This is a genomic window from Streptomyces sp. NPDC046759, assembly GCF_040645475.1.
Taxonomy (GTDB): Bacteria; Actinomycetota; Actinomycetes; order Streptomycetales; family Streptomycetaceae; genus Streptomyces.
The window spans coordinates 90,667-108,756 of sequence record NZ_JBEYYJ010000017.1; the positions used below are offsets into that span (position 1 = coordinate 90,667).

Below are 18,090 nucleotides of genomic sequence, written 5' to 3' on the forward strand. Positions count from 1 at the left end.
GGCCAAAGGCTACGGCCGGCCACTGACACGCGAGGCTGGCGTAGCGACTTTGGGCAAAGCCCCCGTCAGTTGTCCCGGCGGGGGCTTCGAGCTGCGTGGACCTGAGGGGATTGGAACCCCAGGCCCCCTCGGTGCGAACTACGGGCGGGGCGGTCGCTGAGGTCTGCTGCGCTGCTGCTGGGCACGAAGAGGCTGGAGTTGTTGAGCGTCGCGGACGTGCGCCGCTTCATCACCCGTGTGCAGAACGCCCACACGGCCGCGACCGCGAAGGAGGCGCACCGGGTACTGCGCACAGCGCTCACCGCAGCCGTGCGCGAGGAATTGATCACGCGGAACGTGGCGTCGCTGGTGGAGCCGCCGCGCGTAAAGCAGCGGGAGATCCGTCCATGGACCTTGGAGGAGACGCTGGCCTTCTTGGAGGCCGCGCGCATGGATCCGCTGTACGCCATGTTCGTGCTGGCCATCGCCATGGGCCTGCGGCGCGGGGAGCTGGTGGGTCTGCGCTGGTCGGATGTGGACCTGGACAACCGCGTTCTGCACGTGCGACAGCAGACCCAGCGTCGCAGGGGAACGCTGTACGACGACGACCCCAAGAGCCGCCGTAGCCGTGTGGTGCCGATGCCCGCCCTGTGCATCGCGCCGCTGCGCTGGCACCGGCTTCGGCAGCGGGAGACTTTCGCGCGTACAGGCGTCGCCTGGTCCGAGACCGGCTACGTCTTCGCCACGCGGAACGGTCGGCCAATCGAGCCGCGGAACGTATACCGGTCCTTCACGAGGGTCGCAGCCGATGCTGGTCTGAGGGTGGTCCGGCTGCACGACGCGCGGCACGGCTGCGCCACGCTGCTGACGGCGGCCGGCGTCGCGCCACGGGTCATCATGGAAATCCTGGGGCACAGCCAGATCAGCATCACGATGGACGTGTACACGCACGTCGTACACGACACCCAGCGGGAGGCGATCAGCCACATGGACCGGCTGCTCAAACGCCGTCTGCCTGCCGCCTGAGAGGCGACTGCCGTCAACTGGTGCCGTCAAAACGGCCCGGACCATGATCGGTCCGGGCCGTTTTGCCTGGTGCCCCCGGCAGGATTCGAACCTGCGACACCCGCTTTAGGAGTGGGATCGAATCCTTGCCGGGTCGTGCGCGGCGCTGCCGCGTGATGCTGTCTCGCCTGGTCAACGTCACGCGGTTGGGTGCTTCATCCGGCTCATGGTGGCCTGTGCCGGACAGTCCGCTCACGCATCGCGCACGCACGTTGGCATCGGTCGGCAATGTCGGAGCGGGCCTCCCCGTCGGGAACACCCGCTCCGGCGAGGGCACGGCTGCGGGACTGTCACGCCCGGTGGTATCGCAGGTCCACCGTCTGTGCGGGTGGCCGTCGTGGATCCGGGCCCATCGGACCGGCTCGACACCAGGGCAGGCGAACAAGCCACACCCCGGAGCCGAGCATGTCGGAGAGAGGCATTCATCTGCAGGCCGGTGCGTTGTCTTCGGAGCCGGCCCCGCGGACCGGGACGAGGAGGGTGAACGTGGCCGGAGTCCTTCTGGTGAGGGAGAGTCGGCCGCCGATGGAGTGGGCCAGTTCGGAAGCGAGTGCGAGGCCGATGCCCGTCCCGTGGCCGCCGCCGGTGTGTCCGCGGTCGAACAGCTGCGCTGGCTCGCCCTCCGCGGCTCCCTCGTCGCTCACGTCGAAGGCGAGGGCGTCGTTCAGGTCCCGCACCACCAGTCGCACGGTTCCGCGTCCGTGCACCCGTGCATTGTCCAGCAGAACGCCGAGCACCTCCGAAACTGGGCCGCTGGGGACCAGGACATCCGCGGGTGCGTCATGTGCGCCGCACTCCAGGCGTCTGCCGTCGGCGGCGAACAGGCCGTGCCAGTGCTCCTGCGTCTCCTGAAGGAGGTGTGCCACCGCAATGTCCCCGGCGGCCGGGCGGGGCCGGTCCGGGGAGCGGGACAGGCGCAGCACTTCCTCCACGGTCTGGTGGAGGCGATGGGTGGTGTCCAGTGCCTCGGTCAGCACGGGGCGTAGTCGGGCGTCGTCGTACTGGGCGAGGCCCGCCTCCAGAGTGAGTTGCAGGCCAGCGAGCGGGGTGCGCAGCTGGTGGGAGGCGTTGGTGGCGAAGTCGCGTTCGCGGCGTAGGAGTTCGGACAGGCTGCGAAGCATCGTGTTGTGCGTGCGGGCCACCTGATCGATCTCGGTGATGTTGCTGGGGGCCGCCCGCGCGTTCAGGTCCCCTTCGGCGACGGCCTGGCAGTGGCGGGAGAGGTCCTCCAGCGGGGCGGCCAGCGCCCGAGCCTGCCGGCGGGCGACCAGTACCGCGATGGTCAGCGCGACTACGGTCACGCCGAGTAGTACGCCCCACGCGGCCAGGACCCGGTCGCGTACGGCGCCAACAGGGGAGGATGCGCGGACCACGCCGATCACCTGCTCGGCGTGGGAGACCGGTACGGCGGCGACCAGGTCGCCGCCCGACTGTCCCCGGACCACCTGTCCGCCAAAGGCGCGGTGGACCGGCGCGTCCGCCGTCCCAGGGCCGCTGCCCGCCCGCTTGGCCTGCTGCGGGTCGTACAGGCCCAGATGCCCTCCTGCCGGCGCCCTGGGCAGTTCCACCGGGTCACCGGTCGCATAGTCGGGGCTCACCCGTACGGCCGCGGCGAGGGCGGCGCGTTCCAGGGTGTCGCGCTGTCCGGCGTACAGGGAGGACCTGATGGCCAGGGCCAGGGGGACGGCGAGCAGGACCACGGCGACCAACGCGGCGGTGAGGGCGACTCGCACCACGCGCTGTCTCATGCCCTCATCATGCGGCGGTTCGGCGGGGTGCGCGGGGCTGGGCTCATGCTTTTGCCGTCGTCTAACCCTCGGCGAGCAGGGCGTTAACCGGCCGCTTCCTAGCGTGGGTGCCATGACCGTCCGGTCCGGGGGATTCCTTGGAGGGCAGTGGTGATGGCAGCACATGCACGGACGTCCGCGGCAGTCGGGCTGGTGATCGTCGCGGCGGTGACCGCGGGCTGTTCCGGTTCCGGCTCGCACTCCGGTTCCGGTTCGACGACATCAACGCCGTCGGCCTCCTCGGAGCGCGTCGGAAACGGGCAGAACAAACCGACACCCGCTCCCACCGAGTCCAATCCGCCCGGTGACATCCCCGACAACCAGGTGTACGTCGTCTACCGGCCGACCGGTGGGTCCTTCTCCGGTTTCACGGTGAAGGTGCCTGAGGGCTGGGCCCGTACCGAGCAGGGCGGCGGCACGGTGTTCACCGACAAGCTGAACACCGTGAGGATCACGGCAGTCTCCGCGTCCACCGCGCCCACGGTCGACTCGGTCACCAAGACGGTTGTCCCCAAGCTGCGCTCCCAGGTGCCGAAGTTCGCCGCGCCGAAGGTGTCGGAGGTGTCCCGGCACGCCAGCCGTGTCGTCCGGCTGACCTATCAGGGTGACTCGGCGAAGGACCCGGTCACGGGCAAGGTGGTGCGTGACGGGTTCGAGCGGTACGCCTTCTACAGGTCGGGCCACGAGGTGGATCTGACCTTGTCCGGCCCGGTCAACGCCGACAACGTCGACCCGTGGCGCATCATCAGCGACTCCTTCGCCTGGCGGTGAGCACCATGGCGTCCGAGCCGGTGCTGGCTGCCCGTGAGCTGTACCGCTTCTATCGCGCCGGCGAGGAGGAGACGCTCGCGCTGCGCGGGGTGTCGCTGCGGGTCGGGCGGGGTGAGACGGTGGCGGTCGTGGGACCGTCGGGATCCGGCAAGTCGACTCTGCTGGCGTGTCTGGCCGGGCTCGACGAGCCCTCGGGCGGCGAGGTCCGCGTGGACGGCGTACGGATTAGCCACCGGCCCGAGACCGAGCGGGCCCGGCTGCGCGCCCGGCACATCGGCGTGCTGCTGCAGACCCGCAATCTGCTGCCCCATCTGAGCGTGCGGGACAACGTCCGCCTGCCGCAACGCGCCGCGGGCCGTAAGCCGGCCGCCTCGGCCAGGGAACTGCTGACCCAGGTGGGCCTCGGTGAACGGATGCACGCGCTGCCCCGGCAGCTGTCCGGAGGGGAGCTGGCGCGGGCAGGGCTGGCCGTCGCGCTGGCCAACTCCCCCGCTGTCCTCCTGGCGGACGAGCCGACCGGCGAATTGGACGGGGAGACCGAGCAGATGGTCCTCGCGATGCTGCGGGAGCGGGCAGCGCAGGGATGCGCGGTGCTGATCGTGACGCACAGCACCGATGTCGTCAGGAGCGCGGACCGGGTGATCGCACTGGAGGACGGCAGGGCCACCGACGCCTCGGCCCAGACCGCCCGTCCCGCGCCGCAGGGGGTGCCCGATGCCACCGGATGAGGCACTCGTGACCTGCACCGACGCGGCTCTCACCTTCGGTCGAGGGACGCAGGCCGTCGTGGCCGTGCACGGTGCCAACCTGGAGATCGGGGCCGGCGATCGGCTCGCAGTCGTCGGCCCCTCCGGGTCGGGGAAGAGTTCGTTGCTGCACCTGCTGGCCGGGCTGGAACAGCCCACCAGCGGAACGGTGACCCGCGCCGCCTCCCTCGGGCCATACGACATCGGCCTGGTCTTCCAGGGCGACAGCCTGATCCCAGCCCTGAACGTGGTCGAGAACACGGCCCTGCCCCTGGTCCTCGCCGACCGCCCGGAAGGCGAGGCCCGGCAGGCGGCCCTCGCGGCGCTCGCCCTCGTGGATGCGGCAGACGTGGCGGACCGGCTGCCCGAGGAGATCTCCGGTGGTCAGGCCCAGCGGGTGGCCGTCGCCCGGGTGCTGGCCCAGTCCCCGCGCCTGATCCTCGCCGACGAGCCCACCGGCCGCCTCGACCACGCCACCGGCGGCCGTGTCCTCGACGCCCTCCTCACCGCCGCCGACCACACGGGCGCGGCCCTCGTCGTCACCACCCACGATCCCGCCGTGGCCGCGCGCCTCACCACCCGGCGCGCCATGCGCGACGGCCGGCTGCTCGCACCCGAGGAGGTGTCATGATCGGCTCGTGGACGGCCGGCCTGGCCCGCTATCGCACCGGACGTCTGCTGGCTGCGCTGGCAGGGATCGCCCTCGCGGTCGCCCTGGTCGCCGCGCTGGGCTCCTTCCTCACGGCGTCGAAGGCGACCATGACCCAGCGTGCCGTGCGCTCGGTCGCCGTCGACTGGCAGGTCCAGGTACAGCCAGGCGCCGACCCCGGTGCGGTGATGTCCCTGGTCCGCAAGGCGCCGGGAACCCGCGCCGCCCTGCCCGTCGGTTTCGCCCACACCACCGGCTTCACCGCGCGCGTCCAGGGCAGCACCCAGACCACAGGCCCCGGCATGGCCCTCGGCCTGCCCGACGGCTACCGCACCCTCTTCCCCGACGCCATCCGCACCCTCTCCGGCTCCCCGACCGGCGTCCTGCTGGCCCAGCAGACCGCCTCCAACCTGCACGCCGCCCCTGGCGACTCCATCGGCGTCCAGTTTCCCGGCATCGGAGTGCGACAGGTGAAGGTGGACGGCGTGGTCGACCTGCCCCAGGCCGACTCCCTCTTCCAGACCGTCGGCGCACCCAGCCAGTCCCAGCCGACCGCACCCCCGGACAACGTCGTCCTGCTGCCCGCCGCCAGGTTCGCCGCGCTGACTCGGGGCGCCTCTGCGGTCACCACCCAGATCCACGTGGCGCGCGACGACGCCCGCCTGCCCTCCGATCCGGCGGCCGCCTTCACCGCCGTCACCGGCGCCGCCCACAACCTGGAGGCCCGCTCCGCGGGCGCCGCACTGGTCGGCAACAACATCGGCGCCGCCCTCGACTCCGCCCGCCAGGACGCCCTGTACGCCCAGATCCTCTTCCTCTTCCTCGGCGTCCCCGGCGCGGTCCTGGCCGCCGCCCTGACCGCTGCGGTCGCCTCGGCCGGCAGCGAACGGCGCCGCCAGGAGCAGGGCCTGCTGCGGCTGCGCGGCCTGCGCCCCCGCCAGATCACCGCCCTCGCCGGGCTGGAAGCGGCGCTGATCGGTCTCGTCGGCGGGCTGGCCGGCCTGGGTATAGCCGCACTCACCGGCCGCCTCGCCTTCGGTGCCGCCTCCTTCGGAGCGGGCGCGGGCACCTGGGCCTGGTACGGCACCGCCTTCGTGCTGGGTGCCGCCGTAGCTGCCGGAGCCGTCCTCGTCCCCGCCCTGCGCGACCTGCGTACGGTGACCGTCGCCGAGACCCGCAAGGAGTCCGGTGCCCGCAGCACCAGGAACCCGTGGTGGATGCGGTACGGCCTGGACTTCGCCCTCCTGATCGGCTCCTGGCTGGTTTTCCGAGCCTCCTCCGGCAACCAGTACGCGTTGGTCCTCGCCCCGGAGGGCGTGCCCAGCATCTCGGTGTCTTACTGGGCCTTCCTCGGCCCCGCCCTGCTGTGGATCGGCGCCGCCCTGCTGCTGTGGCGGCTCACCCTCCTCGCCCTCACCCACGGCCGCCCCGCCCTGGCCCGGCTGGCCCGCCCGCTGACCGCGAGCCTCGCCGGCACCACCGCCGCCACCCTCTCCCGGCGCCGCCGCCCCCTGGCCCGCTCGGTGGTGCTGCTCGCCCTCGCCGTGTCCTTCGCGCTCTCCACCGCCGTCTTCAACGCCACCTACCGCCAGCAGGCCGAGGTCGACGCCCGCCTGACCAACGGCGCCGACGTCACCGTCACCGAACCACCCGGTGCCCGTGTCCCACCCGGCGCCGGATCCGCCCTGAAGATCTCCGGCGTACGGCACGTCGAACCCCTCCAGCACCGCTTCGCCTACGTCGGCTCCGATCTGCAGGACCTCTACGGCGTCCGCCCCGGCACCATCGCGCAGGCCACCTCGCTCCAGGACGCCTACTTCGCCGGCGGCACCGCCCAGCAGCTCATGCGCAAGCTGGCCCAGCGCCCGGACAACCTGCTGGTCAGCGTCGAGACCGTCAACGACTTCCAGCTCGCTCCCGGCGACACCGTCAACCTGCGCATCCAGGACGCCCGCACCAAGGCCCTGCGCACCGTCCCCTTCCACTACGCCGGCATCGCCAAGGAGTTCCCCACGGCACCGAAGGACAGCTTCTTCGTCGCCAACGCCTCCTACATCGCCAAGGCGACCGGCAGCGACGCGGTCGGCGCCTTCCTCCTCGACACCGGCGGCACCCACCAGAAGCAGATCGCCGCGCGCCTGCGCTCGCAGCTCGGCACCAGCGCCACCGTCAGCGACCTCACCCAGACCCGCGGCACCGTCGGCACCAGCCTGACCTCCGTCGACCTGGCCGGACTCACCCGCATCGAACTCGCCTTCGCCGTCCTGCTGGCCGCCGGAGCCGGAGGACTCGTCCTCGCCCTCGGGCTCGCCGAACGCCGCCGGACCTTCGCCATCGCCACCGTCCTCGGCGCACGCACACGCCAGCTGCGCGGCATGGTCCTCACCGAGGCCCTTCTGCTGGCCGCAGGCGGCCTGGCCGGGGGTGCCGTCATCGGATGGGCGCTGTCGGAGATGCTGGTCAAGGTACTCACCGGCGTGTTCGACCCGCCGCCCGCCGCCCTGGCGGTGCCCGGCGTCTACCTGATCCTGACCGGACTGGCCGCCTTGATCGCCGTACTGGCCGCAGCCCTGAACGGCATCCGCGGTGCCCGGCGCCCCGCGGTGGAGGAACTCCGCGACCTGTGAGCCCGCTTGCAGGGAAGCGACCTGCCTACTCTGTTGCCATGGGCACGCCTGCCGCACCGGACCGCAGCCGTCTGCACATCCTGGTCGTCGAGGACGACGACACCATCGGACGCCACCTGGAAACCGGCCTGCGCGTCAACGGCTACGCCTCCGCATGGAGCCGCACCGGCGCCTCGGCCCTGACGGAGACGGACCGCACCGCCTACGACGCCGTTCTCCTGGACCTCGGCCTGCCCGACCTCGACGGACTGGACCTCGCACGCACCCTGCGCGCCCGCTTCCCCGACCTGCTGATCGTGATCCTCACCGCCCGTACCGACGACATCGACGTCATCGCCGGCCTGGACGCAGGCGCCGACGACTACCTGGTCAAGCCCTTCAGCCTCACCGTTCTGCTGGCCCGCCTCCGCGCCCACCTGCGCCGACAGACCAGCACGTCGCAGCCGCAGCCCCCACTACGGCTCGGCGACCTGGTCATCGACACCACGTCCCGCCGCTGCACCCTTCATGACACGGAGATCGCCTTGCGGCCGAAGGAGTTCGACCTCCTCGCCCTGCTCGCCAGGAACCCCGGGACCGCCGTCTCGCGAGAAACGCTGATGGCACAGGTGTGGGACGAGAACTGGTTCGGCCCCACCAAGACCCTCGACGTCACCATGGCCGGCCTGCGCCGACGTCTCACCCAGGCCGCCGAGGAGTCCGTCCGCCCTTGCCGGTTGCCTCACATCAGCACGCTCAGGGGACATGGTTACCGCCTTGAGTGCTGCGGCTAGAGCGGTGGGCCGGGACGAAGAGTTGACTGGCCCTGGTCAGCGCCAGTCCCATGGGATTCTGCGGCACACTGAGCCCGCCCGGCCGGGTGGGCCGGGCGGGCGCTGTGCGGTCTGTCAGCCCATGTCCGTCAGGAGGGCGTTCAGTTCCTTCTCCTGCTGCGCAGGCGACATCGGCGGGTTCGAGTGGTCGATGCCGAAGGTCCCCAGCACCTTGTCCATCTGGGCGTCGATGGAGGTCCAGCCGGTTCCGTCCAGCGGCTGCAGCGACGCCTGGTCGGCATCCCACAGGTCACGCAGCGACTGGGCTGCCGCATGGGCTCCGGCCGCGTCCCCCGAGCGTGCGTCCTTGAGCGAGGTCGATGCGAGCTTCTTCAGTGCCGCGACCTTAGCGGGCGGGAACTTCTTCACCGCCTGGCCGGGAGCCATCTGGACGGCGGAGGTGTTGTCCTCCTCCGGTGCCGGGCCGACGTGCGGCTGGCCGTGGGCCCAGACCAGCAGGCCCGCGGTGGCGACGGCGAGCAGTCCGAAGCCGGCCAGCGCGGTGCGCTCCTTGCGCGGGTTGCTGGTGGCCGGTGCGGCGTGGGTCGCCTCGTGGGTCTCGGTCACGTCCGAGCGCGTCACCGTCAGGTAGACCACCGTCGCCAGGATCAGGCCGAGGAAGATCAGGCTGGTGGTGAACGTGCCCAGGTCGAGACCGGTCGGGTCGCCCGGGTTCTGGGCGACCTTGGGGGAGGCGAGCCAGTCGCCGATGTTCGCGCCCAGCGGGCGGGTCAGGATGTAGGCGAGCCAGAAGGACAGCACCGGGTTCGCGCCGAACCTCCACAGTGCCGTGATCGCCGCGATGAGGCCGAGCGGAAGCAGCACCGAGGCGCCCGGGCTCCAGCCGGTCAGCTCAAGGGTCCAGTCGCCGGTCGCGGTGCCGAGCGCGAAGGTGACGAGAACGGCGAGCCAGTAGAACGACTCCCGCGGCAGCGTGGTGACCGAGTGGATCGACAGCGTGCGCTCGCGCAGCCACCAGACACCGAAGACCACCGCGAGCAGTACCGAGAAGACCGCGGAACTGATCCACAGCGGCACATTGAGCTGGTCGGTCAGGATGTCCGTGTACAGGGTGCCGGTGACGCTGACAACGACCACGGTCAGCCAGTAGGGGAACGGGACGTACCGCTTCAGCCGCAGCTGGACGGCCAGGACCACCACGAAGACCGCGGTGAAGATCAAGGCCGTGTTCACCAGGCCGACGCCCAGCTTCATGTTGATCCAGTCGGCGAAGCTCTCACCGACGGTCGTGCACAGGATCTTGATCACCCAGAACCAGATGGTGACCTCGGGAACCTTGTTGAGCATGAGACGCCCGCTGCGCGTGCGGGCTTCCGTTGTCGTTGTCATGCGGGGAGGTTTACGCGGGGAATCTGCACATAACCTGACTACGCGGTTGCACGGGCGGCCGGGAGTGTCACCTCGACGTGACCGCGGCCGTCCGCGATCGCGCGGACCTCCACACCGGCCGAGGCGGCGATGCGCCGGACCACCGGCAGTCCCAGCCCGTACCCGTCGCCGCCGGTCACCCCCGCTTCGAAGACCCGGTCGATCTCGGCGGGATCGAATCCGGGGCCGTCGTCCAGGACATCGACCACGATGGCCTCGCCCTGGTTGCGGGCGGTGATCCACACCCGGGACTTCGCATGCCGCAGGCCGTTGTCCAGCAGGGGTGACAGCAGCGACACGGCGACGTCGGCCGCCACGGCGACCTCGACGTTTGCGGGGAAGGCGACCTCGACTGCGCGGCCGGCGATCGCCTGTCGTGCGGCGGAGCGCAGGTCGCACCGGGTTCCCTCGTCCGTCCGTGCGCGCGCGGCGCGCAGAAGCGTCGTGATCGCCGTATCGAGGCGGTCGACCTCGCACAGCACCGCCTCCGTCGGCACCGGCTCGCCGGACAGCTGCGCCAACTGCGCCTCGGCCCGCAGGACCGTGAGCGGTGTCCGCAGCTCGTGGGCGATCTCGTCGGTGAGCCGGCGCTCGTCCGCCAGCGCGTTGTCGACGCGCTCCAGGAGGTGGTCCAGGGTCCGCCCCAGTTCCCCGAACTCGTCGCGGGGGACGCCGAGATTGAAGCGGCGCCCGGGTTCGTGCTGGCCCCAGTCGTCGGCGAGGGCGGCCATCTCGTGCACGACCCGCAGCGCGCGGCGCACCACGAGGTGTGCGACACCGCCGGCGAGGAGGATCGTGAGGCCGCCCAGTATCAGGGACAAGGTCAGGCTGCGCTGCTCGGATGTCTCGTAGGGCGTGAGGTCCACCCGGACGATCACCATGACGTGGTGGCCGTGGATCGGGACCTTCCGCGCGTACAGGAGGTAATCGCCGACCGTCGCGGTCTGCGGTCGCCCGGAGTCCGCGAGCTCCTCGACGCGATCGACCAGGCTCGTCGGGACGTTTCCGTCGATCAGGCGGCCGTCGGCATACACCCAGGCGACCTCGTCCAGCGCCTCGCTGCTGTTCTCCGTCAGAACGACGCGGCCGCTTTTGGCGGTGACGTTCGCCGCGACCGCCTCGGCGCGCGTACGTGCCAGATCGTGCGCGTCGGCGTCGGTCACCCGGCTCAGCAGCACGTGCGAGACCACGACCAGGATCGCGACCACGGCGGTGGCGATCAGCACGGTGAGCGCGACAACCCGCTTACGGAATCCCGTCACTGCCATCGGTAACCCACGCCGCGGACGGTCGCCAGACGCTCGGCAACCCCCAGCGGACCGAGCTTGGCCCGCAGCCGACGCACATAGGAGTCGAGGGTGTTGTCGCTGACCTGCGCTCCGTGTGGCCAGCCGGCAGCGATGAGGGCGTGGCGGCGTACCGCGTCGCCCTGCGAGGCGATCAGGCGGCCCAGCAGACGGAACTCGGTCGGGGTCAGACTCATGCTCACCGCATCGTAGGTCACCACGTGCTTCGCCGGATCGAGGACTACCTCGCGCGGTGCGGGCGTCACGGTGGCCCGGCGCAGCAGCGCCCGGACCCGGACCAGCAGTTCCGGGATGTCGAAGGGTTTGGTCATGTAGTCGTCGGCGCCGGCCTCGAAGCCGCCCACCTTGTGATGCAGGCCGTCCAGGGCGGTGAGCATCAACACCGGCGCGTCGACGCCGCGAGCCCGCAGGGCCAGGCAGACATCACGGCCGTCGGCGTCCGGCAGCCCGAGATCCAGGACGATCAGATGGGGCGCCGGTGCGAGCTGCCGCAGCAGGCTGTCGGCCGTGGCGGCGACGGAGACGGTGTGGCCGTCATGCTCCAGGGCGCGCTTGAGGACGCCGCGGACCGCCGCGTCGTCTTCACACACCATGATGAAAGCCACGTGCTGACCCTAGATACTCCCGTCCAAGTTCTCTATCTTCCCTGGTCAGCCGCCTGACGATGGGAAGCAGGCCGCTGTTGACTGCCTCACGTGCGGGCCGGCCCGCGTCGAACCATACGGTCGCAGCCATCGACGCGTGTCGCATCCCGGGAACATGCTGCGACAGCTTGCGCGCACCGGTGTCCTGCGGCCCCCGGCGTCGGGCCGGGGACCGTTCTAGGCAACAGAACGCAACACCGTGGGAGGCCGGACCCGTACGACTCGGTTGGCGGCTGTCTTCTGGAGCAGGCCGTAGGCGAGGACCGGGAGCAGTAGATGTGGTTTGTCCGGGAGCACGGCGGTGATCAGTACGGCGCTGGCGCTGCTGTTGTTCATGCCGCAGGCGAGGGTGAGCGAGGAAGCGGCGGGCGGGTCCAGCCGCAGCAGCCGCGCCGCGCAGCGGCCGAGCACGAACGACAGCTGGCAGACCAGTGCCGCCACGACCAGCGCGGCGCCCAGCAGCAGCGGGCGTGGCCGAGCGACGAAGGAGCCGAGGGCGCCGCTGGCGTTGACGTACGTCAGGACCAGCGAGCCGGTCAGGGCCACAGGCACGACTGCGCCCAGCGCCCGGCCGAGCAACGACGCGGGCAGGGCGAGCCGGACCAGGATGCCCGCCGCACAGGGCAGCACCACGCCGACGAAGGTGAACCCATCGCCCGCAGTGTGGACACTCGCAGCCAGCGAGCCGGCGTAGCCGGCACTGAGCAGCGGAGACAGCAGCTCGATCACCAGCGGTGTGGTGAGTGGGCTGAGGAGGGTGGAGGCGAGGACCAGGCCGACCATGGTCGGCTGGTCAGCGTCGCCCTTGCCGGTCCACACCGTGGCGCCGGCGGCCACCGGCATCGCGACGATCAGGATCATCGCGGTGACCAGGCCGCTGCCGCCGTCGGAGTCGGGCGAGGCGTGCAGCAGGACCGCGATAAGCGGGATGACCAGCAACGGGATCGCCAGGTGCAGCGCGAGCCCGGCGAGCAGTGCACTCGGGCGCCGCAGGACTCGGCCCAGCTCACGGACGGGGACTTGGAGTCCGGCCGAGAACAGCACCAGCCACAGCAGGCATGGTGCGGTGGACACCGGCAGTCGGATCAGTGGTCCCAGCCGCAGTGCGTGGGAGTGGCGCAGCCACAGGCCGGGGCCCGGCACGAGCAGGGCTGCGGCGTAGGACAGGACGACGGCCCGGCCCAGACGGCGCCGCAGCCAGGCGGTCGCGCGGTCAGTGGGCGCCGGTGTGGCGGTGGGAGCTGGTGCGTGCATGGCGGTCTTCTTCCGTCGCGGGGGCAGGGGCGGGACGGAAGACCGTTATGCGGAGACCATGTGCGTGCGTGTGCATGGAGCCATGGTGCGCGCACGGAACGGGCGGGGCAGGTGATCCACGGCGGCAGTCAGGATGTGTTCAGGCACCCGATGGCACGGTCGGGCAACATGGCATACGAGACGTCTGAGGATCCGGTGCTTGAGGAGGTCGGCCGGGCAGCCCCTTCCCGTCAACGGCTGCGCTGGAACAAGGTGCCCGAGGTCACCGTCTGCTTCTGGGTGATCAAGGTGCTGTGCACCACGGTCGGTGAGACCGCCGCCGACCTCCTGAACGAGAAGGCCGGCCTCGGGCTGACCGGAGTCTCGCTGCTGATGAGCGCGCTGCTCACCGTCGTCCTGGTGGTGCAGTTCCGCACAAAGGGCTACCGCCCGGGCGTGTACTGGCCCGCCGTCGCCCTGATCAGCGTCGTCGGAACCCTGGTCAGCGACAATCTCACCGACAACAGGGGCGTGCCGCTGGAGACCACCACCACGGTCTTCGCGATCGCCCTACTGATCGTCTTCGCCCTCTGGTACCGCACCGAGCGCACCCTGTCGATCCACCACATCGACACGACCCGCCGCGAGGCGTACTACTGGCTCGCCGTCCTCTTCACCTTCGCGCTCGGCACCTCCGCCGGCGACCTGGTCGCCGAGGAGATAAACCTCGGCTACTGGGTATCGGCCGTGCTCTTCGCCGCAGCCATCGCCGCGATCGCCCTCGCGTGGTTCTCCCTCGACCTGAACGCGGTCTGGAGCTTCTGGAACGCCTACATCCTCACCCGGCCTCTCGGCGCCTTCGTCGGCGACTACCTCTCTCAGCCCACCGGCGACGGCGGCTTGGGCCTGGGTACCGTCGTCACCAGCGTGCTGTTCCTGGCGGTCATCCTCGGCCTGGTCGTGTACCTCTCGGTCACCCGGAAGGACATCGCCGCCCCAGAGAAGGCAGGGACACTCGTGGCCTGAGCCACCACAATCCAGACCACACCAGGCAACGCTGCCGGTGCCCTGGCCCGATCCGGACGAATTTGAGGAGCCGGACACCCACGCTGACGAGGGCGAACAGCCCCTGAGGTTCCCCGACGACCACATTGACGCCTACGCCGACGTCATGGCCCCTGCTCCGGGTCGCGCAGGGCCACGCTGGCGCCGTGCTGATCCCTACTTCCACCCATCCAGCGATACCTGAGGGCCACCAGTGAGATAGCGGTGGAGGGCGCTCGCGGTGGTGTCCACGAACTCCTCTGGGACGGCATCGGCGTCGACCCAGCAGACCTGAGCGTGCTTGCGAGGTTCGCGGTTCTCCGGTTCGCCGGTCCAGTCGTGCGCGGTGAAGACCACTGTGAGGAAACCGTTGGGAGCTTCGACGCCCCAGGCACCATGGATGATGTGGGCGACCTTCAGGGAGCCCGGCTTCACGGTCAGGCCGGTTTCCTCGTACAGCTCGCGCACTGCGGTCTCGGTAATCGGCTCACCGGGCTCGCTCTTACCGACGGGCAGGTCCCACATGCCCTGGGCGAACTTGGCGTTCTGGCTGCGCTGCAGGAGGACGACGCGGTTGGTGGCCTTGTCGTGGACGATGACGGCGGCGACCAGCAGGGTCATGGATTCGAGGGCGGGCGGCAGGGCTTTGGGCTGGTCGTCGGTGTTCGGCTGAGCCACGGTTCGTGTCCCTTCGTCGGCCGGTTGGTGGGCAGCTTAGGCCAGTGCTTCGCGTGCGCGGCGGGCCAGTTCGGCCGCCCCGGGCACCCTGCGGCCCTGGTAGACGGCGAGGGTGGAGCGAAGCGAGCTGATCGCCTTACGGGTGCGGTCTGAGGTCATGCCCTCCATGAGGGTCAGGGCCTGGGACCAGGCGGCGACGGCCTCGTCGGCGCGGGCCTGGGCGGCAAGGCTGTCGCCCAGGTCGGCGTAGGTGAGGGCGTGGACGCGCCTGTACTTCTGCGGGTCCCAGCGGACCAGGGCGTCTCGGTGCTGCTGCTCAGTGCCGACGTGATCGGCTAGGTCGGTCAGTGTGCGGGCGGTGTGGCTGGCCACAGTGCCGGCGGCCGGGCCGCTGACGCGGGAGTAGCTCGGCTGTGGGCCGTCGTCGCGTAGGAGGGCATCTTCGGCGGCGAGCAGGGCGCGAGCCGCTGCGGGCCTCTCGCCCACAGCGGCGTACGCGCGGGCATGGGTGATGTGGAGCAGCGCCTCGGTCTGACCGTCGACGCGGCCCAGGCCGCAGGTCAGTGCGCCCTCGACGAGGTCGACGCAGTGGTGGGGTAGCTTGAGGCTGAGGGCCTGGTGGGCGAGGGCGCGCATCATCCAGGCGGCGTGCCCGTGCGGGTCTGCTTCGCAGGCGAGTTGGTAGCCGACCTGGTAGTAGCGCTGGGCGGCACCTTCCTGGCCCAGGTCGTGGTGCTTCCACCCTGCGAGGTAGGCGAGTTCTGCGACCGCTCCGAAGGCTTCCCCGCGTAAGGCTTCGTTCGGGAACCGCCCTCGGAGCATGGGGGCTGCGGTGTCGGCGAGATAAGCGGTAACGGTGGTGAGCCCATGGCCGCCACCGAGACGCTCGTCGGCGGCACTGAAAGCTGCGGTGATTTGGCGGACGACGTCCACGTCCTCCGCACCGACCAGGGAGCTGCCGGTGCGGGCCCGGAGCATGCGGGCCGTGGCTTCGTGGTCGTACGCAAGGGGCATGGCGACGCCGGCTGCGGTGAAGGCGGCCACGGCCAGGAAGCGTCGGCGCTCGACGTCGGCACGGCCCAGGTCGGTCGCGGCGAGGACGGGATCAGCCTGCTCGGCCGGTGCCTCGCCGCCGCGCAGACCGATCTCCGTCTCAGTGATCGTGCGGCCTGCTCGCCGGGACAGTGCCTCGGCGAGGTATCGGGCGGTCCGGCCGGTCGGCTGGCGGTTGCCGTTCACCCAATGGGAGACAGCCGACTTGTTGGTCTGGAGGGTCTCGCCGTTCTCTGCGGCGATGCGTCGGATGTCCTTCGCCAGAGCCTCGTAGGTGCAGCCCGTCGCCTCGATGGTCTCGCGCAGGCGGGAGTTGTTTTCTCTCTGCGCTGCCACGATCGCCTCCGCTCCGGAGCTGTAAACCGCGTATACCGCTTCAACCGCCTCTCACCGTACCCACCGTGGGTGACGGCGTGTTCACTGAATATCAGCCGCCCGGCCCGGTCCGACACCGTGACCAGGATCCCCCCTTCGGCCGGGCGGCTCCCCGAAGTTCCGTACCGCCGCTCCGGGTTCAGGCATGCCTGTGCCCGAACCCGGCCGATCAGAGACGGAGACACGGTGACCACCATCGACACCACGGCCATCACGGTCAAGCTGCCCCAGGCGTTCGACGAGCGCTGGAGCCGACTGCCCGGCATCCAGGTCGACGGCCGGCGCATCACGATCAACCCGGCCGAGTACTTCTTCCGCTTCGAGTCCAACACCTGGCTCGTCGCCGACTGGGAGCTGGTCAAGTCCCAGCTCCTGGACGTGGAGGAAACCACCGAGAGCGCGGTCGAGCAGCTCGCCCTGGACTTCGTCAAGGCCCACGGCGAGTCCACCTCGGACGCCGCCCGCGTGCTGTCCACCGCCTACGAGGTGTACGCCTACCTGTTCCGCGACGAGCACCTCGCCGGCCTCGGCCTGCCGTAGATCACCGCCGAGCACCTGCGGATGCTGCGCGAGGCGGCCACGCTGATGGCACTCAACAAGGTGGAGCTGGACGGTCACATCTCCAACGTCGGCCCGTGCTGGTTCTTCCCGGCCGCCACCTCGGTCGTCTTCGACCTGGACGACGAGATGGGCGGGATGCTGGACGAGGTCTACCACGGCGGCTGGTTCAACGAGCACCGCCGCATCGAGTCCATCAAGGCCCACGCCGCCCTCGGTGGTCGGCTCGTGCACGGCTGCCAGTCCGTGCCGGACCAGGTCGGCGGCGTGGTCGCCCCCTACGGGGCGTCGATGACCGCCTTCCGCGACGACCTCGCGGCCTTCAAGGCCGACTGGATGGAGCAGGTCTACGCCCATCGCGTCAGCCCTGCTGCATAGCACCCGCACCGCACGCCCGGCTCCGGGGCGGGCAGGCACTTCTCGCCCGCCCCGGACGCCACCACCGCACTGGAGAGCCCTTCATGGACGCGACCCTCAACGCCGAACTCCTGGACAACCTGCTGACCCTCGCTGACCAAACCTGCGCATCGCGTGAACAGGTGCGCGTCTGGTCCATGTCGGGCGTCGAGCGCCTGACCTTCACCGACGGCAGCACCGCCATCTTCAAGTACGCCAGGAGGCCCTTCGACAGGGAGGACCAGGCTCTCCGGTTGGCAAAAACGCTCGGCGTCCCCGTTCCTTCCGTTCACGCCTCGGCAGTGCTGAACGGCTGGCTCGGGATGCTGCTGGAAGACCTCGGCGCTCCCATCCGCGAAGCCGACGACCTCGACGGCGCCGCCGCAGCCGTGGTTCTGCACCGCACCCGCACGGCCGCGGCCCTGCCTGTCCTCGATCAGGACGGTCTTCGCGGCCTCCCGGCGCGGGCCTTGGAACACCTCGGCCACCTGCGCAAGGCCGACCGGTGGGAGGACACCCACGACATCGAGGACGCGCTCGACCGCCTCGCCCAAGCCGCCGAGACGCGCTCGGCCGGCGCCACGGTCGGCCCGTTCGGCTGGGTGCACTCCGAGTTGCACCCCACCAGCCTCCACATCGGCCGGCGCGGATGGCGGCTGCTGGACTTCGCCCGCGCCTTCACCGGCCCCGGCCTGCTCGACCTCGCCAGCTGGCACGGCACCATCGACGACCCCGACCCCGTACAACTGCGCGTCTTCCTGGAGACGTACGTCACCGAGGGCGGCACCCCCGACGCCCTCGCCGAGCGAGGCGGGCTTCCGGCGGAGAAGTGGGCATTGGGCTGGCACCGTGTCTGGGCCGTCGAGTGGTTCATGGAGCAGTCCATCCGCTGGATCAACGACCCGGCCACCGACCCCGCCTACATCAAGGCCGTACGCCGCCACCTCACCGACGTCCTCCACCTCCTGGAGGTCTGA

The 18,090-nt window shown here is 70.6% G+C and carries 14 protein-coding genes and 2 pseudogenes; 9 read left to right on the forward strand and 7 right to left on the reverse strand.

What is annotated here, in order from left to right:
• Window positions 1–174 precede the first annotated feature (174 nt).
• Window positions 175–1,005, forward strand: a pseudogene (locus ABZ919_RS23090) (site-specific integrase); the annotation flags it as partial.
• 461 nt (window positions 1,006–1,466) lie between these two features.
• Here the strand turns inward: ABZ919_RS23090 and ABZ919_RS23095 are convergent.
• Window positions 1,467–2,792 (reverse strand): HAMP domain-containing sensor histidine kinase, encoded by a 1,326-nt coding sequence (locus ABZ919_RS23095; RefSeq protein ID WP_361250844.1) that lies wholly within the window; start codon window positions 2,790–2,792, stop codon window positions 1,467–1,469.
• Between the two features lie 153 nt (window positions 2,793–2,945).
• Here ABZ919_RS23095 and ABZ919_RS23100 point away from each other — a divergent pair, with 153 nt between their 5' ends.
• The 5 genes from ABZ919_RS23100 to ABZ919_RS23120 are packed head-to-tail and all read left to right on the forward strand — an operon-like array spanning window position 2,946 to window position 8,397.
• Entirely contained in the window at window positions 2,946–3,602 is a 657-nt protein-coding gene (locus tag ABZ919_RS23100) for a hypothetical protein (protein WP_361250847.1), read from the forward strand.
• A gap of 5 nt (window positions 3,603–3,607) precedes the next feature.
• Entirely contained in the window at window positions 3,608–4,330 is a 723-nt protein-coding gene (locus tag ABZ919_RS23105) for an ABC transporter ATP-binding protein (RefSeq protein WP_361250850.1), read from the forward strand.
• Window positions 4,317–4,979 (forward strand): ABC transporter ATP-binding protein, encoded by a 663-nt coding sequence (locus tag ABZ919_RS23110; RefSeq protein ID WP_361250851.1) that lies wholly within the window; start codon window positions 4,317–4,319, stop codon window positions 4,977–4,979. Before ABZ919_RS23105 ends, ABZ919_RS23110 begins: the two co-directional genes overlap by 14 nt.
• Window positions 4,976–7,624 (forward strand): ABC transporter permease, encoded by a 2,649-nt coding sequence (locus tag ABZ919_RS23115; protein WP_361250853.1) that lies wholly within the window; start codon window positions 4,976–4,978, stop codon window positions 7,622–7,624. Before ABZ919_RS23110 ends, ABZ919_RS23115 begins: the two co-directional genes overlap by 4 nt.
• A 38-nt stretch (window positions 7,625–7,662) precedes the next feature.
• On the forward strand, window positions 7,663–8,397 hold the full coding sequence (locus ABZ919_RS23120) for a response regulator transcription factor (protein WP_361250856.1): 735 nt from the start codon (window positions 7,663–7,665) through the stop codon (window positions 8,395–8,397).
• A gap of 114 nt (window positions 8,398–8,511) precedes the next feature.
• Here ABZ919_RS23120 and ABZ919_RS23125 read toward each other — a convergent pair whose 3' ends face one another.
• The 4 genes from ABZ919_RS23125 to ABZ919_RS23140 all read right to left on the reverse strand — a co-directional run bounded on the left by ABZ919_RS23125 (window position 8,512) and on the right by ABZ919_RS23140 (window position 13,030).
• Complete coding sequence (locus ABZ919_RS23125; protein WP_361250858.1) at window positions 8,512–9,786, reverse strand: hypothetical protein; 1,275 nt, start codon at window positions 9,784–9,786, stop codon at window positions 8,512–8,514.
• Between the two features lie 38 nt (window positions 9,787–9,824).
• Window positions 9,825–11,093 (reverse strand): HAMP domain-containing sensor histidine kinase, encoded by a 1,269-nt coding sequence (locus ABZ919_RS23130; RefSeq protein ID WP_361250860.1) that lies wholly within the window; start codon window positions 11,091–11,093, stop codon window positions 9,825–9,827.
• Complete coding sequence (locus ABZ919_RS23135) at window positions 11,084–11,737, reverse strand: response regulator transcription factor (protein WP_361250862.1); 654 nt, start codon at window positions 11,735–11,737, stop codon at window positions 11,084–11,086. Before ABZ919_RS23135 ends, ABZ919_RS23130 begins: the two co-directional genes overlap by 10 nt.
• Before the next feature lie 216 nt (window positions 11,738–11,953).
• Complete coding sequence (locus ABZ919_RS23140) at window positions 11,954–13,030, reverse strand: sodium-dependent transporter (protein ID WP_361250865.1); 1,077 nt, start codon at window positions 13,028–13,030, stop codon at window positions 11,954–11,956.
• A gap of 168 nt (window positions 13,031–13,198) precedes the next feature.
• Between ABZ919_RS23140 and ABZ919_RS23145 the strand changes: the two genes are divergently transcribed.
• Window positions 13,199–14,035, forward strand: coding sequence for a hypothetical protein (locus tag ABZ919_RS23145; RefSeq protein ID WP_361250868.1), 837 nt, complete (start codon window positions 13,199–13,201; stop codon window positions 14,033–14,035).
• A gap of 195 nt (window positions 14,036–14,230) precedes the next feature.
• Here ABZ919_RS23145 and ABZ919_RS23150 read toward each other — a convergent pair whose 3' ends face one another.
• Complete coding sequence (locus ABZ919_RS23150) at window positions 14,231–14,731, reverse strand: NUDIX domain-containing protein (protein ID WP_361250870.1); 501 nt, start codon at window positions 14,729–14,731, stop codon at window positions 14,231–14,233.
• A 36-nt stretch (window positions 14,732–14,767) separates the two neighbouring features.
• Window positions 14,768–16,120 carry a tetratricopeptide repeat protein gene (locus ABZ919_RS23155; RefSeq protein WP_361250873.1) on the reverse strand — a complete coding sequence of 451 codons (1,353 nt, stop codon included), beginning with the start codon at window positions 16,118–16,120 and terminating at the stop codon, window positions 14,768–14,770.
• 225 nt (window positions 16,121–16,345) lie between these two features.
• Here ABZ919_RS23155 and ABZ919_RS23160 point away from each other — a divergent pair.
• Together ABZ919_RS23160 and ABZ919_RS23165 are read left to right on the forward strand one after the other, a co-directional pair.
• A pseudogene (locus ABZ919_RS23160) lies at window positions 16,346–17,095 on the forward strand (hypothetical protein).
• A gap of 83 nt (window positions 17,096–17,178) precedes the next feature.
• Window positions 17,179–18,090 carry an aminoglycoside phosphotransferase family protein gene (locus ABZ919_RS23165; RefSeq protein WP_361250876.1) on the forward strand — a complete coding sequence of 304 codons (912 nt, stop codon included), beginning with the start codon at window positions 17,179–17,181 and terminating at the stop codon, window positions 18,088–18,090.

What these genes read in the sequence shown, in the direction of transcription:
- ABZ919_RS23095 (WP_361250844.1), bottom strand. Translation starts at nt 2,792, where the DNA reads ATGAGACAGCGCGTGGTGCGAGTCGCCCTCACCGCCGCGTTGGTCGCC.
- ABZ919_RS23100 (WP_361250847.1), top strand. Translation starts at nt 2,946, where the DNA reads ATGGCAGCACATGCACGGACGTCCGCGGCAGTCGGGCTGGTGATCGTC.
- ABZ919_RS23105 (WP_361250850.1), top strand. Translation starts at nt 3,608, where the DNA reads ATGGCGTCCGAGCCGGTGCTGGCTGCCCGTGAGCTGTACCGCTTCTAT.
- ABZ919_RS23110 (WP_361250851.1), top strand. Translation starts at nt 4,317, where the DNA reads ATGCCACCGGATGAGGCACTCGTGACCTGCACCGACGCGGCTCTCACC.
- ABZ919_RS23115 (WP_361250853.1), top strand. Translation starts at nt 4,976, where the DNA reads ATGATCGGCTCGTGGACGGCCGGCCTGGCCCGCTATCGCACCGGACGT.
- ABZ919_RS23120 (WP_361250856.1), top strand. Translation starts at nt 7,663, where the DNA reads ATGGGCACGCCTGCCGCACCGGACCGCAGCCGTCTGCACATCCTGGTC.
- ABZ919_RS23125 (WP_361250858.1), bottom strand. Translation starts at nt 9,786, where the DNA reads ATGACAACGACAACGGAAGCCCGCACGCGCAGCGGGCGTCTCATGCTC.
- ABZ919_RS23130 (WP_361250860.1), bottom strand. Translation starts at nt 11,093, where the DNA reads ATGGCAGTGACGGGATTCCGTAAGCGGGTTGTCGCGCTCACCGTGCTG.
- ABZ919_RS23140 (WP_361250865.1), bottom strand. Translation starts at nt 13,030, where the DNA reads ATGCACGCACCAGCTCCCACCGCCACACCGGCGCCCACTGACCGCGCG.
- ABZ919_RS23145 (WP_361250868.1), top strand. Translation starts at nt 13,199, where the DNA reads ATGGCATACGAGACGTCTGAGGATCCGGTGCTTGAGGAGGTCGGCCGG.
- ABZ919_RS23165 (WP_361250876.1), top strand. Translation starts at nt 17,179, where the DNA reads ATGGACGCGACCCTCAACGCCGAACTCCTGGACAACCTGCTGACCCTC.